Genomic DNA, 14,012 nt, shown 5'->3' with positions numbered 1-14,012 from the left:
AATGATGGATTTATTCTATGAATATGTTGTCCCATTAATTTTTATTGCTCTTAAGGTAATTTTAATCGTATTACCTTTGCTATTATCAGTAGCTTATTTAACTTATGCTGAACGCCGAGTAATAGGGCTTATGCAAATGCGCCGAGGACCTAATAGAGTGGGTCCTTTTGGTCTCTTGCAGCCAATTGCCGATGCGGTAAAACTTATATTTAAGGAAACAATCGTCCCGACGCCAGCAAGTAAAATAGTGTTTATGATTGCTCCGATGATTACTTTCATTTTAAGCCTAGTCGGCTGGGCTGTAATTCCTTTTTCCGAAGGGTGGGTGTTATCTGATATGAATGTTGGAGTGCTATATGTTCTGGCTGTATCTTCTCTTGGTGTTTATGGTATTATTATGGCTGGCTGGGCAAGTAATTCTAAGTATGCTTTTTTAGGTGCTATTAGGTCTTCAGCACAAATGATATCGTATGAAGTTTCCATGGGGCTAGTGATTGTTACAGTGCTGCTTGTAACAGGAAGCCTAAATTTGAGTGAAATAGTTGAGCACCAGCGAGACATGCCATTTTGGATTCATCTGCTGCTTGCCCCTATGGCAGTGGTATTTTTCATTTCTGTTTTGGCAGAAACCAATCGCTTGCCTTTTGATTTACCAGAAGCTGAATCCGAACTTGTGGCAGGTTATAATGTTGAGTATTCGTCTATGAGTTTTGCTTTATTTTTTCTCGGTGAATATGCTAATATGATATTAGTCAGCGCCATTACAGTGACGTTCTTCATGGGAGGATACCTACCTCCTTTTGGTATAAGTTTTCTATATTTGATACCGGGTTTTATTTGGTTTGTTTTAAAAATTTGCTGTTTGCTGTTTGTATTCTTGTGGATCAGAGCTACTTTGCCACGATATAGATATGATCAACTTATGCACCTTGGGTGGAAGGTATTTTTACCGCTAAGCTTATTTTGGGTAGTGCTGGTAGCGTCTCTGCTTTTGATAACAGGTAATTTGCCGTAATTATTTAGAATTGATTTATGATAAAATATATTAAATCATTTGTGCTATATGACATCTTGTGTGGAATGTTCTTAACCTTAAAATACTTTTTTAAGCCAAAGGTTACAATTGATTATCCGTACGAAAAAAGCCCTATTAGTCCTCGGTTTAAGGGTGAGCATGCCCTAAGACGTTATGAGAATGGCGAGGAGCGTTGTATTGCCTGTAAATTATGTGAGGCGATATGTCCTGCTCAGGCTATTTTAATTGAGTCTGAGCCAAGAGAAGACGGGAGTCGGCGCACGACCAGGTATGATATTGATATGACAAAATGTATTTATTGCGGGATGTGCCAGGAAGCCTGTCCGGTAGATGCAATTGTCGAAGGGCCGAATTTTGAGTTCGCTACTGAAACCCACGAAGAGTTATTGTATAATAAGGAAAGACTGCTACGTAACGGAGAAATTTGGGAGCAGGAACTTGCAAGAAAATTAAAGGATGATTATCCATACAGGTAATATAATTTATGGCGATATTTTTTTATTTCTTTGCCTTTCTATTAGTGCTTGGTAGTGTTATGGTAATAACAAGTCGTAATCCTGTATATGCTGTTTTATGGCTAATTTTTACTTTCTGTAATGCTTCCGGAATTATGGTTCTTATGGGAGCTGAATTTTTGGCAATGATGCTAATCATCATTTATGTTGGAGCAGTGGCAGTATTATTCCTTTTTGTCGTAATGATGCTGGATATAAAAGTTGCTGAATTCAAGGGAATAATAGGTGCAGAAATCGGAATTGCTGCGATGATAGCATTCTTTCTATTTGCTGATCTTGTAGTTGTTATTCTGCTTGGAATCAAAGTTATTATACCGGTCAATAACTTGCAATTTATCCTCAATCCTGATATTGGCAACGCCTATGCTATTGGCAGGGTTTTATATACTGATTTTATTTTACCGTTCCAAACTGCTGGGCTAATATTATTTACAGCAATGATTGCAAGTATTTCTCTGACTTTTCGTTTAAGAGCCGGAGTTAAAAGGCAAAAACCTGGCAATCAATTGCAAAAAAATAAGGAAAATAGCCTGTTTTTTGCACAAAATACGGGAAAATCTGGTTTAGAAAATTTGAATTATGACGAATAGCAATATTTCTTTAGAGCATTATTTAATTTTAGCGGCTCTTATTTTTTCAATAGGAGTAACTGGGTTATTTATGAATCGCAAAAGTGTCATCACGATTTTAATGTCAATTGAATTAATGTTACTTGCTGTAAATATAAATTTTGTGGCATTTTCGGTATATCTGCAGGACATAGTAGGCCAAGTCTTTAGTCTAATAATTTTATCGATTGCGGCGGCAGAAATTTCAATTGGTCTTGCAATTTTAGTGTTATATTTCCGTAACCGCGGCTCAATTGAGATCGAGGATGTTAACCAGATGAAAGGGTAGGAGAGGTAAAATATGTTACTTGTTACCAAATTGATTATCTTTTTGCCTTTAATTTCTGGCATATTTAATGGTGTTTTTTGTAAAAAATTAAGCAATAACCAGGCAAGTTTCACAGCTATTATTCCTATAATCCTTTCTGCAGTTTGCGCTTCTTATGTTTTTGTAGTTGCTGGAATTAATAAAGAAACTATCCATATAATTATTACAAAATGGATAAATATTGAATTAATCTCTGTAAGCTGGGCTATTTATGTTGATCAACTTACTGCCATAATGTTTATACTGGTAACCTTTGTTTCAGCTATAGTTCATCTATATTCACTAGGTTACATGAAAGATGACAAGAACTTACCGAAATTTCTGTCATATTTATCTTTATTTACTTTCTTTATGCTGGCTTTAGTGTCTGCCGATAATTTTCTTCAGTTATTCTTCGGCTGGGAAGGAGTGGGTTTATGTTCCTATTTACTAATTGGTTACTACTACCAAAAAGATTCGGCAAATAATGCTGCTGTTAAGGCTTTTATAGTTAACCGAATCGGTGACTTTGCCTTTATTATCGGTATTGTTATTACGCTGATTTATGCAAGCACCGTGGAATTTAGCGGAGTCTTCGGACAAAGTCAGGATTTAGCTAACACGGCTATAACTATATTGGGATATGAGTTTAAAGTACTGGATATTATATGTTTGATGTTATTTATTGGATGTACAGGGAAATCTGCTCAAATAGGAATGCACGTATGGCTTCCTGATGCAATGGAAGGCCCAACCCCTGTTTCTGCTTTAATACATGCAGCTACCATGGTTACGGCCGGAGTGTTTTTAATAGCTCGTTGTTCATTTATGTTTGAATATAGCCCAAATGTCTTAGCCATTATTACTGTAGTGGGAGCAATTACCTGCTTATTTGCTGCAACTATTGCAATAGCGCAAACCGATATAAAGAAAATTATTGCTTATTCGACTTGTAGCCAGCTTGGTTATATGTTTTTTGCCTGCGGCGTTTCTGCTTATCAGGCAGGAATTTTTCACTTAGTTACTCATGGGTTCTTTAAGGCTCTGCTTTTCCTTTCAGCAGGAAGTGTTATCCACTCAACCTGTGAGCAGGAAATATTTAAAATAGGAGGGATATGGCAAAAAATGCCGATCACTTATGCTAATTTTTGGGTAGGTTCGCTAGCAATTATTGGAATTTTTCCTCTAGCTGGGTTTTACTCTAAGGACCTTATCTTAGAATCGGCTTATATAGCGTCTGGAGTAGGCGTTTTTGCTTTTGTCTTAGGGATTTTAGCAGCTCTTTTAACGGCTATTTATTCTTTAAAAATCATTATGGTTACTTTTCATGGTAAAACCACTCTTCCTGAGGATATTTTTAGCCATGTTCATGAGTCACCAAAAATTATGAATACACCTTTACTTGTTTTAGTAGCAGGAGCTTTATTTTCTGGAATGTTAGGTTATTACATTTTGTCCATTGACAGTCCGCTCGGATATTTTTCTGGAAGTATTTTTAACTTACACACTGCTCCCCATGACCATCATGTATCCTTGTTTATTCAGCTCTTGCCTTTAATGGTTGGCGTAACTGGTTCTATAATCGGTATATATTGTTATAGAGGAAATACATACCAGAAAATTTCTAACAACTTTAATCTTATATATTGTGTGTTAAAGAATAAATATTTCTTCGATGAACTGTACGATAAAATTTTTATAAAATTTACTAAAGTTTTAAGCTGTTTAGCAGGATATTTTGATATTAAAGTAATAGATAGATTTGGCCCTAACGGATTTGCCCATTTAACTAGGGGAATTAGTTGGTGTATATGCAGGTTTCAAACAGGATATATAGTTAATTATGTACTATACATAATTTTTACCTTAGTGTTATGTATAACAATTTTTGTCTTTAAATATTTGCCGGTAGCTTGGAGTGCGTAAATGTTAGATCTGCCCATCGTATCAATTAGTATTTTACTACCGCTCTTTAGCGCATTGTATATTACCTTTTTTATTAGCCAAAGTAGATCTCCGAGAAAACAAATTTATGTTATTTACGTAGCAATCTTAAGCTCGGTATTAACCCTTATTGCTACAACTTATTTATTATTCAGTTTTGATAAATATCAAGACTCCTTTCAGTTTGTAGAAAGATATCGCTGGATTGATAAGATTGGATTAGAATATTTTGTCGGGGTAGATGGTTTATCGTTATTTTTTATCTTCTTAACTGCGCTGCTCAGTCTTGTATGTATGGTTGCAAGTCTTTTTACAATCAAGAAATATATCAAAGAATTTTTACTTTGCTTCTTATTGCTTGAATCTTTTTGCATAGGTGCTTTTTCTTCGCTTAATTTGCTTCTTTTTTACGGATTTTTTGAAGTAATACTTATTCCTATGTATATTATTATCGGCGTATGGGGTGGTGAAAACAGAATTTATGCTGCTGTTAAGTTTTTTCTCTATACGTTTTGGGGGTCGGTATTTTTTCTTCTGGCACTAATTTATATTTACACCCAGACCGGTACATTTGACATGAATGAATTAAATACACTTTTGCCGGGGTTAGATGGTAAAGCGCAGAAACTAGTATGGATCGCCATGTTTATTTCTTTTGCAGTAAAAGTACCTATGCCTCCTTTTCATACTTGGTTGCCAGATGCGCATGTTCAAGCTCCCACCGCTGGATCAGTGATGCTCGCTGGAATATTACTAAAACTAGGTGGCTATGCTTTTCTGCGAATATCCTTGCCAATGCTCCCATCAGCTTCAGAAGCATTTTCTGAATATGTAATTTGGATAAGCAGTTTTGCTGTAGTCTATGCTTCCCTTGTAGCTTATGTCCAGACAGACATGAAGAAGATGATAGCATATTCTTCAGTTGCCCATATGGGGTATGTTACTGGTGGTATATTTAGTTTTACAGAGAAAGGAATAAATGGTGCAATATTTCAGATGATAAGCCATGGTCTTATTTCTGCAGCATTATTTTTGGCGGTAGGAATTCTATATGATCGGCATCATACTAAGGAAATAAGTAAGTACGGCGGTGTGGCAGCTAGTATGCCTATTTTAGCTACTCTCTTTATGATTGCTATGCTTGGTTCAGTTGGTCTGCCGGGTCTTAGCGGTTTTGTTGGAGAGTTTTTAAGTATAGCTGGTATTTATGAAGTAAATCCATTTATGGGTATAATATGTGCTTTCGGGGTAGTTCTTGGAGCAATTTATATGCTAAAACTCTATAAGATTGTGATATTTGGCCAAGTTACGAACAAAAATGTCGCAAAATTCGAAGATCTATATTTATATGAGAAAGCAGCATTAATACCATTGATTATTTTGGTTATTTATATTGGAATTTTCCCTAATGAAGTTTTGCGTATTATCCAGCTACCAGTGATGAAAATTGCTGATTTATATGGCGGTTTATAAAAGTTTATCAGGAAAGAAGTTATTTTAAGTAGATAAAAAATAGTTTTGGTAAACAAAGTAGTTTAAATATTTAAGTTAGAAATGGACATGCTAAATCAATTTATTTTAATTTTTCCGGAGATTGTTTTAACGTCTGTTGCTATGTGTATGCAATTGTTAGCAGTGTTTTTTAAAAATCATTTACGGCTTATCAGTCTTTTGACTATAGCTGTTTTATTAGTTCTTGGTACTTATATTATAAATTTTGTTCCGCAAGGAAGCATCTTTATATTTTCTAATTCTTTTGAAGTTTCCCCAGGTATCTACAAACTCAAGTCTTTGGTGCTGTTTTTAAGTATCATGAGTATTGTAATATATAAAAGCTTAATAAAAATTTCTGATAAAGTAATTAAGGTAGAATTTATTACCTTAATTCTGCTATCAACCGTTGGAGTCTTTATTTCTATTTCTGCTAGGGATTTTATAATTCTTTTTTGTGGATTAGAATTGCAAGCCCTCTCTGGTTATGCAATGGCAGCTTTTAATAATAAAGATGTAAAATCATCAGAAGCAGGCTTAAAATATTTTGTCCTGGGGTCTTTAATTAGCTGTTTAATGTTACTTGGAATATCTTTCTTTTATGGCTTTACTGGTAGCATTTATTTTAATGATATAAGAGCTGCATTGGATGGCGAATTTAATATAGGGTTGGTGGTAGGGGCAATATTTGTCTTAGCTGCCATATTATTTAAACTATCTGCTGCCCCTCTTCATATCTGGACACCGGACGTTTATGAAGGAGCCCCTGTTTCTGCAGTTACATACTTTGCTGTAGCGCAAAAAGTGGGAGTTCTAATTGTGCTTATAAATTTTGTAACTTTAGTGACAGGAAACTATTTAAGGGTTTCAGTAGATCTTATAAAAATAGCCGCTATTTTATCGATTTTTATAGGAGCCTTAGGAGCAATGATGCAGTCTTCGCTAAAAAGGTTAATGGCATATAGCACGATATTAAATGTAGGGTATGTTTTAATAGCAATTTCCCTTCATTCGGATGAAGGTTTCCGTTCTGCAATTATTTACATGGTTATTTATGTTATTGGTACTATAGGCTTTTTTGCCTGTTTAGTTGCTTTGTTTGGCAGAAAAAGCGATATAGCTAGTTTTGCTGATTTGCAAGGGATTTCTGCAGAAAGAAAAACTATCGCGGCATCAATTGCAATAATAATGTTTTCAATGATAGGTCTGCCGCCTCTTGCCGGTTTTTTTGGCAAGTACTATGTTTTTTATAACGCTATTATACAGGGTGAAGTTACCTTGGCGGTATTGGGTGTCATTAGCAGTGTAATAGCTGCATTTTACTATTTAAAGGTAGTAAAATATATGTATTTCATGGAAGCAGTTGAAAAAACGGCAATTATACCTACGAATCGTGGTTTATTATCAGTATCGGTTATTTCTGTAGGATTTACATTGGTTTTCTTTATTTTTGCTTCATCAAATCTTTTATAAGTCTAAAAGATTTAATTTTCTATATATAGATTATTGGTTATCAAAATAATGTTACCGTGGCCAAAGGATTATAATTTACTGCTTTTTGACCGAATTGATAGCACTAACGATGAGGCTCTTCGACTTGCAAAAAGTGGGATAAAGGGTAATTTTGTAATTGTAGCAAAAGCTCAAACTAATAGCAGAGGAACGAAGGGTAAACCATGGGAATCTATTATCGGCAATCTGCATATGAGCATTTTGCTTCAGCCAGCGGTAAGCATAAATCGTATAAAAGAATTATCTTTTCTTACTGCTATTGTGCTACGAGAAGCAATTCTGGAGTTTATAGATACGCTTAAAGCTCCAAAAGCTGATATTAAATTGAAATGGCCTAATGATGTTCTAATAGAAGGGAAGAAAGTTTCTGGTATTTTGCTGGAGTCTACAAATATACAAGGTATAAATTATGTTATAATTGGTGTTGGGGTTAATACTCATTTTATACCTAATATACCAAATATATCAGCCACAAGTTTATTAAGTGAGGGGATTATTTTAAAAAGCCCAGATAGTTTTTTAAACACTTTTATGGATAAGTTTCAAATTCATTATTCTAGATGGCAAAAACCAGATAGCTTTGATAGTATCAAGAAGCGATGGCTTGAATTTTCGTATAATTTGAATAAAGATATAACTTTGGATGATGGGATAAGAAAAGTTTCCGGAATATTTAGAGGGATAGATAATGAAGGGGCTATTTGTGTGGAACTTGTAAATGGAGAATTATGCAGTTTTTCTTCTGGGCGGGTTACCTACCGATAGGTAGTATGATATACCCTGTCTGATTTCTTATAACGCTTTTGATTTGTCATGATAAATAATAATATTGCTATAATTTTAGTTGCTCCACAATTAGGGGAAAATATAGGAGCAAGTGCTAGAGCTATGAAAAATTTTGGCTTAAGGGATTTGCGTATTGTTGCGCCACGGGACGGCTGGCCTAATAAAAAAGCAGAAAGTATGTCTGTAGGAGCAATTGATATAATAAATCAGGCTAAAGTTTTTTCATCAATAGAAGAGGCTGTTAGCGATTTATCTTTTATTTATGCTACTACCGGAGTAGTTAGAGCTATTAACAAAAACTATGTTTTATCACGAAATTTAAAGCAAGATATAGATAGTAATTATTCTATAGGAATAATGTTCGGCCGTGAAAATTGTGGTCTTAATAATCAAGAAATAACATATGCTAATAAAATATTAGTAATAGATACCGATAAGAATTTTACTTCCCTAAATATTGCTCATGCAGTATCAATTGTATGTTATGAGCTGTTTGGTATAAAAAGGCAAAAAAGAGGGGATTTAAATAATGCTTACAAGTTAGCTACCCAGGCTGAACTAAATTATTTTTATAGCCATCTATTTTCTAAACTGGAAGAGAAAAATTTTTTCAGGATGCCGGAAAAAAAAGAACATATGACTAATAAAATTAGGAACTTATTTTCTAGAATAGATAAGCTTTCACAAGTAGAATTGCAAATCTTAAGAGGCATAATTACTGTTCTTGATGATGACAAAAATTAGGGATTAACAAGGGTTTTCATAAGGTGCGCCACAGGGGAAATCTAAGTTTAGAAAATCACGTCACAGGTGCAGAGAATAAGAGAAAACTAATTAATGTTTCGCCAGCTACTTATATTATCAAGTTCTAATTTAATAATTCTTGCCGTTGGCATGCCGTTTTTTACTATTGATTCGTATTCCGGTGATCCATGTACTAGTTCTAAAGCAGCCTCAAAAATACCTGGGTTATGTGCTATAACTAGTATATTTTTATCTTGATCTTGTTGTCTGGATATTAGTTCTATTATATCTTCAGAAGTGCTAGCGTATAGTTCCGGGCAAATTTCGAACTTAGTAGAGTTTATCTTATTGTATATAATTTCTCCTGTTTGGATTGTTCGCACAGCGTTTGACACCAGGATTTTATCAATCTTATATTTTTGTAGAAACGCTGCTGCTTCTTCAGCTTCTTTTATTCCTTTTTGAGTAAGTTCTCTAAGACGGTCATCTTGGTGATTTAGCGTTTTTGCCTCGGCATGCCTCATTAAAAAAAGCTTCATAACAGTATAGGATTATAATTTTTTGCTCAAAAAAATTGCTCCCCTGCAAATAGTTTTTATACAATTTCCAAGAAAGTTATCCAATATACTACTATTATCTTGAATGTGGGTTATAGCTGTATCTTTATGTTCTATTTCGTCGGCTTGGAATTTTTTGATATTATCTAGCATTGGGTTTTTTGCATCATGAGTTTCCAAATAATTTATTTGTTTGGCATAATGATCTTCGATTACTGTTTCAACATTTTCAGTCACGATCATAGCAGCTTTCAGACTGATTTTAGCTGATATTGCTCCCATTAAATAGCCTCCTATGCTCCATAGTGGCATAAATATTGTCGGTCGTGAGAAGCCTTTTTGGATTTTATTACTAAAATATTCCAGATGTTTTTGCTCCTGATCGAGCATGATCTTCAGTACTTTTTGGGCATCAGGGTTTTTACAGTATTTTATCTGCCCTTGGTATATTTTTTTAGCCCCGAATTCTCCTGCATGATTAACACGGATAATTTCCTCAATTCTTTTACTATGAGTATCATTAAAGAATGGTTTTGGCATTTTTTACTTATTCCCTAAATTATTTTTCCTGAAAGTTTCTGTATTTGATAAAGAAAACAAGCAGTATTATGTTCAATAATAAGTTCCATTCTGCCATGGAGAGGTTAAATACCACTAGTGCTGGTTTGTTGCACATCGCTATTTTCTGATTATATAGCAATTTTGTAAAATCTTGCACTGAAATATTATCTGTTACGGAAATTAGTGGTTTGCATAGACTTGAGAGCTCAAAAACACCTCTTTCGATTCCTGTATGATAACCTGCTAGAACTATTGTGCCGAGTGCTGTTATTACTAAATAAGTATTGCATGCTTTATATTCCTTTCCGGCTATTGCAATTATTGAGACGAAAATAAATATTAGATATGGAAATCTTTGGTATATACATAAAGGGCAGGGGGCTAATTGTATTATGTATTCAACAAAATAAGCACTAAACAAACAGAAACTTGCCAGTAAAAGCAGTAAAATATAAGGGTTTCTTGTTAACATAAGTTTTTTTAGTTTTGCGCTATAAATTTATAGTTATATAGGTTATAATTCTTATGGTAATTTGCAAGAATATTTTTAGGTTTTTATGGCATTTAACTTTGATGATTTACTAAAATCAACTGCTTGGCCTTTTGTAGAGGCAAAAAGGATTTATGACCTTATAGGTGGGGTAACTCCTGCAAAAGGTTATATTCTATTTGAAACAGGTTATGGTCCATCTGGGTTACCTCATATCGGTACTTTTGCCGAGGTTACAAGAACTACCATGGTTAGGGAAGCATTTAAACAGATTTGCGATATACCGACAAAGTTAATCTGTTTTTCCGACGATATGGATGGATTAAGAAAAGTTCCATCTAACATTCCTAATCAGGAAATGGTTGCGGCTCATATGGGTAAGCCCCTTACCTCTATACCTGATCCTTTTGGGGAGGCAGAAAGTTTTGGGCATTATATGAATGCAAAGCTTAGGTCGTTTTTAGACAGGTTCGGTTTTGAGTATAGTTTTTATAGTGCAACAGAATGTTATAAAGCCGGTATGTTCGATCATATGATGCTTAAAACAATCGAGAAATATGATGAAATAATGAATTTGATGCTTCCTACTTTTCGCCAGGAACGTCAGAAGACATATTCACCTTTTATGCCTATTTGTCCTGAGACGGGCGTAGTGCTGCAAGTGCCAATCGAAAAAGTTAGCCGCGAAAACGGTTCGGTGTTTTATCGTAATAAGCGGAATGAATTAGTGGAAGTTCCGGTAACTGGAGGGAATTGCAAATTGCAGTGGAAACCGGACTTCGGTATGCGCTGGGCCGCTCTTGACGTCGATTATGAAATGTACGGTAAGGATCATTTACCAAACGGTGAAATTTATAGTAGCATATGTAAAATTCTCGGTGGTAAAGTACCGATTCAGTTTTTTTATGAATTATTCCTGGATGAGAAGGGAAGCAAGATTTCAAAATCCAAAGGCAACAGCATAAGCGTTGATGAGTGGCTACATTATGCGCCTTTAGAGAGTATTGCTCTATTTATGTATCAATCACCTGGTAAAGCAAAAAGGCTATATTTTGATGTAATACCAAAGACTGTTGATGAATATTTAGTTTTTAATAGTAAATATCACGAAGAAGAAGATATAACCAAAAAACTGGTTAATCCTGTTTTTCATATCCATAAAGGTAATGTTCCGAAGATAGATACCTACGGAATTAGTTTTAGTTTACTGCTTAATCTAGCAGCAGTTTGTAACCCTGAGGATAAATCCGTACTATGGGGATTTATCAGCAAATATGCGCCCAAGGCTAATCCGGAAAACGCTCCGTACCTGGATCACATGGTCGGTTATGCAATTACCTATTATAACGATTTTGTAAAAGCTACTAAGAAATACCTTACACCGGATGATAATCATAAAAAACTGTTGCGTCAGATTAAAGAAATTTTAGTTAATTCTTCCCTAGACATAACTGCTGAAGAAATTCAAAACCAGATTTATACTATTGGTACTAATGCGGGCTATGAGAACCTCCGAGATTTCTTTAAAGAGCTGTATGAAATTTTACTTGGGCAGTCCCAAGGCCCACGGCTTGGGTCATTTATTAAGCTTTTTGGTATTGAAGATACTATAAAACTAATAAATTCCAGGATATAACTAATATACATGCATGGATGATCCCTCTAAGTCTCCGATCTGATCAACTTCTGATTCCAGAGTGCGATGAGAAGGTATGGGTATTTCTAGTGCTTCTCCTATACTGAGAGTTAGTTCAGGTGGTGAGGTGGTAATGAGTGCCTCTTGTTAAGTCAATAATAACGTCTTGCCGTTGAGATTCATATTTTAAGGATTCTAAAGTCTTTAAAACTTCTTCCTGGTTTTTGGGAGCATCATAAAGACTTTTTGCTTTGCTTATAGCATCTGTTTTTGCTTTTTCAAAAAATGTATGACCATCAGGCACAATTTGGTAAAAATAATTGGCTAATTCTTTTATAAAATCTGTATGCCCTTTTTTTGTTGCTTCCTGGAGAGCTAATGGGTAAGCTTTTAAAATATATTCTTGGTCATCTTTTGGAAATTCCGATATAAAAAACATCAACTCTTTTAAGATTTTTATTGATCCTGATTCTGCACTAAAGGATAAACAAGTGCTTAATATAACGTCAAGTTCATTTTGTTCAATTAGTTTCTTTATACTTAGTTTTTTTGTCAGTTTTAAATAATTTTTTAAATTTTCTAGGTTTCCATCAATAATTGTAGAACACAACTCTGTTGAGATTTTCTCGGATACCGCCGCTGGTGATAGTTTTTGATAAATCTGAATTAATGTTTCATCCTCAGGGTCTTTTACCAGCCTTTTATCCAACCGATCAAAGCTTTCTGGTATTACAAGCCCTAACCTAGGTTTAAATTCTTTGTGTTCAGATTTTTGTATAGGAGAAGATTTTTCATCATCTATTGTAGGAGATACTATTATTAGCTCCACTTCAGATTTTTTTTGCTGAGATTGATCTTCCCCAGAATCTGGAAAGAAATCACTAAGTGATCGCTTTCCGTCTTCTTTACTCCGAAAACAACAGCTCAAGCAATCGAATATCGCTCCAAAACAACAGTATAAATAATTAATAAATCCCATAATAATATTATTTTAATAATTTGAGGCCAAAAATATATTATTTTTTTCATTTTTCAACTATTAAATTCACTTATGGTTGTGATAGCTTTAATCACTTTAACCTTTTGTTTAATATAATTAGCTTATACTGCTAGCTATTTTTTGTAAATATAAGTTTAACTATAAGTTAAACTTGACATAAATAGAATTTTTAGAATAATGCTTTAAATCAACCACTTTCATCTGAGAGATGAAAGTTTGATCTTTGCGACTAGAAGTCGCTTATCAAGCTAAAGCTCATTCTAGCCTAATATTTGAAGTAAAGTCGGTCTCATGAGCGTCAGTGTGTTTGTTGATATATTCGTTAATCATATCATCTGTAACATTACCGCTAGTTGAACTGAAGTATCCTCTGCCCCATAAATGTCTACCCCAGTATTTCTTTTTTAGTATCGGAAATTCTTCCTGTATTCTTTTAGATGATCTTCCCTTAGCTTTCTGAACAAATTCACTAATTTTAATATGCGGAGGAATATTTGCAAATATATGGACATGGTCGCTTGATACAACGCCATTTTCTATCTTTATACTCATTTCCTCAGCTACCTGTAACACTAGTTCCCGAACACGTTTTTTTATGTCGTAAGTAAGTACCTTATAGCGATATTTCGTTATCCATACTATATGATAACGATGATAAAAAACTGAATGTGATCTTTTGTTATAGTAAGTCATAGACTTATGATGCTACCGCATCATGGCGCATTAGACAAGCTAAAGCTTTTCCATCTGGAAGATGGAGGTTTTCACCACCAAAGGGACTATAAATATTCAACTATAAATTAAAAATCTGTAGTTTTTGTATTC

The 14,012-nt window shown here is 34.3% G+C and carries 15 protein-coding genes; 10 read left to right on the top strand and 5 right to left on the bottom strand.

All coding sequences use genetic code 11. The features are described from left to right. Window position 1: 1 nt before the first annotated feature. The 9 genes from nuoH (at window position 2) to N3Z16_RS05655 (ending at window position 8,943) form a co-directional block, all read left to right on the top strand. On the top strand, window positions 2-1,015 hold the full coding sequence (gene nuoH, locus N3Z16_RS05695) for an NADH-quinone oxidoreductase subunit NuoH (RefSeq protein WP_282485744.1): 1,014 nt from the start codon (window positions 2-4) through the stop codon (window positions 1,013-1,015). A gap of 17 nt (window positions 1,016-1,032) precedes the next feature. Continuing rightward, on the top strand, window positions 1,033-1,512 hold the full coding sequence (nuoI, locus tag N3Z16_RS05690; RefSeq protein ID WP_282485743.1) for an NADH-quinone oxidoreductase subunit NuoI: 480 nt from the start codon (window positions 1,033-1,035) through the stop codon (window positions 1,510-1,512). Window positions 1,513-1,520: 8 nt separating this feature from the next. Continuing rightward, window positions 1,521-2,141, top strand: a complete 621-nt coding sequence (locus tag N3Z16_RS05685) for an NADH-quinone oxidoreductase subunit J (RefSeq protein WP_282485741.1) — start codon at window positions 1,521-1,523, stop codon at window positions 2,139-2,141. Beyond that, window positions 2,131-2,448: an NADH-quinone oxidoreductase subunit NuoK gene (gene nuoK / locus N3Z16_RS05680; RefSeq protein WP_223939304.1), complete on the top strand. Its 318-nt coding sequence runs from the start codon at window positions 2,131-2,133 to the stop codon at window positions 2,446-2,448. Before N3Z16_RS05685 ends, nuoK begins: the two co-directional genes overlap by 11 nt. A gap of 12 nt (window positions 2,449-2,460) precedes the next feature. Further along, a complete protein-coding gene (nuoL, locus tag N3Z16_RS05675; RefSeq protein ID WP_223939303.1) occupies window positions 2,461-4,392 on the top strand; it encodes an NADH-quinone oxidoreductase subunit L in 1,932 nt (643 codons plus the stop codon). Beyond that, window positions 4,393-5,883, top strand: coding sequence for an NADH-quinone oxidoreductase subunit M (locus N3Z16_RS05670; RefSeq protein WP_223939302.1), 1,491 nt, complete (start codon window positions 4,393-4,395; stop codon window positions 5,881-5,883). An 87-nt stretch (window positions 5,884-5,970) separates the two neighbouring features. Continuing rightward, complete coding sequence (locus N3Z16_RS05665; RefSeq protein WP_282485740.1) at window positions 5,971-7,374, top strand: NADH-quinone oxidoreductase subunit N; 1,404 nt, start codon at window positions 5,971-5,973, stop codon at window positions 7,372-7,374. A 48-nt stretch (window positions 7,375-7,422) separates the two neighbouring features. After that, the gene (locus N3Z16_RS05660; RefSeq protein WP_282485739.1) at window positions 7,423-8,178 is read left to right on the top strand and encodes a biotin--[acetyl-CoA-carboxylase] ligase; all 756 of its coding nucleotides are present in this window, start codon (window positions 7,423-7,425) and stop codon (window positions 8,176-8,178) included. A gap of 48 nt (window positions 8,179-8,226) precedes the next feature. Then, complete coding sequence (locus N3Z16_RS05655; protein WP_223939299.1) at window positions 8,227-8,943, top strand: RNA methyltransferase; 717 nt, start codon at window positions 8,227-8,229, stop codon at window positions 8,941-8,943. 86 nt (window positions 8,944-9,029) lie between these two features. On the opposite strand, the gene sixA is transcribed toward N3Z16_RS05655, so the two are convergent. Genes sixA through N3Z16_RS05640 form a run of 3 tightly spaced genes read right to left on the bottom strand, consistent with a single transcriptional unit; the run spans window position 9,030 to window position 10,533 of the window. Further along, on the bottom strand, window positions 9,030-9,482 hold the full coding sequence (gene sixA, locus N3Z16_RS05650) for a phosphohistidine phosphatase SixA (RefSeq protein ID WP_282485738.1): 453 nt from the start codon (window positions 9,480-9,482) through the stop codon (window positions 9,030-9,032). A 12-nt stretch (window positions 9,483-9,494) separates the two neighbouring features. After that, a complete protein-coding gene (locus N3Z16_RS05645; protein WP_223938558.1) occupies window positions 9,495-10,040 on the bottom strand; it encodes a demethoxyubiquinone hydroxylase family protein in 546 nt (181 codons plus the stop codon). 19 nt (window positions 10,041-10,059) lie between these two features. Then, window positions 10,060-10,533 (bottom strand): disulfide bond formation protein B, encoded by a 474-nt coding sequence (locus tag N3Z16_RS05640; RefSeq protein ID WP_223938557.1) that lies wholly within the window; start codon window positions 10,531-10,533, stop codon window positions 10,060-10,062. 85 nt (window positions 10,534-10,618) lie between these two features. Between N3Z16_RS05640 and N3Z16_RS05635 the strand changes: the two genes are divergently transcribed. Further along, window positions 10,619-12,187 (top strand): lysine--tRNA ligase, encoded by a 1,569-nt coding sequence (locus tag N3Z16_RS05635; RefSeq protein ID WP_282485737.1) that lies wholly within the window; start codon window positions 10,619-10,621, stop codon window positions 12,185-12,187. A gap of 115 nt (window positions 12,188-12,302) precedes the next feature. On the opposite strand, the gene N3Z16_RS05630 is transcribed toward N3Z16_RS05635, so the two are convergent. Together N3Z16_RS05630 and tnpA are read right to left on the bottom strand one after the other, a co-directional pair. Beyond that, window positions 12,303-13,166 (bottom strand): ankyrin repeat domain-containing protein, encoded by an 864-nt coding sequence (locus N3Z16_RS05630; RefSeq protein WP_282485735.1) that lies wholly within the window; start codon window positions 13,164-13,166, stop codon window positions 12,303-12,305. 276 nt (window positions 13,167-13,442) lie between these two features. Beyond that, window positions 13,443-13,880, bottom strand: coding sequence for an IS200/IS605 family transposase (gene tnpA, locus N3Z16_RS05625; protein WP_282485546.1), 438 nt, complete (start codon window positions 13,878-13,880; stop codon window positions 13,443-13,445). Window positions 13,881-14,012 lie beyond the last annotated feature (132 nt).

Origin of the sequence: Candidatus Megaera polyxenophila (assembly GCF_029982035.1) — a bacterium.
Classification (GTDB): Bacteria; Pseudomonadota; Alphaproteobacteria; order Rickettsiales; family Rickettsiaceae; genus Megaera; species Megaera polyxenophila.
Note: the sequence above shows the minus strand (reverse complement) of the source record. Positions and strands in the feature narration are given on the sequence as shown.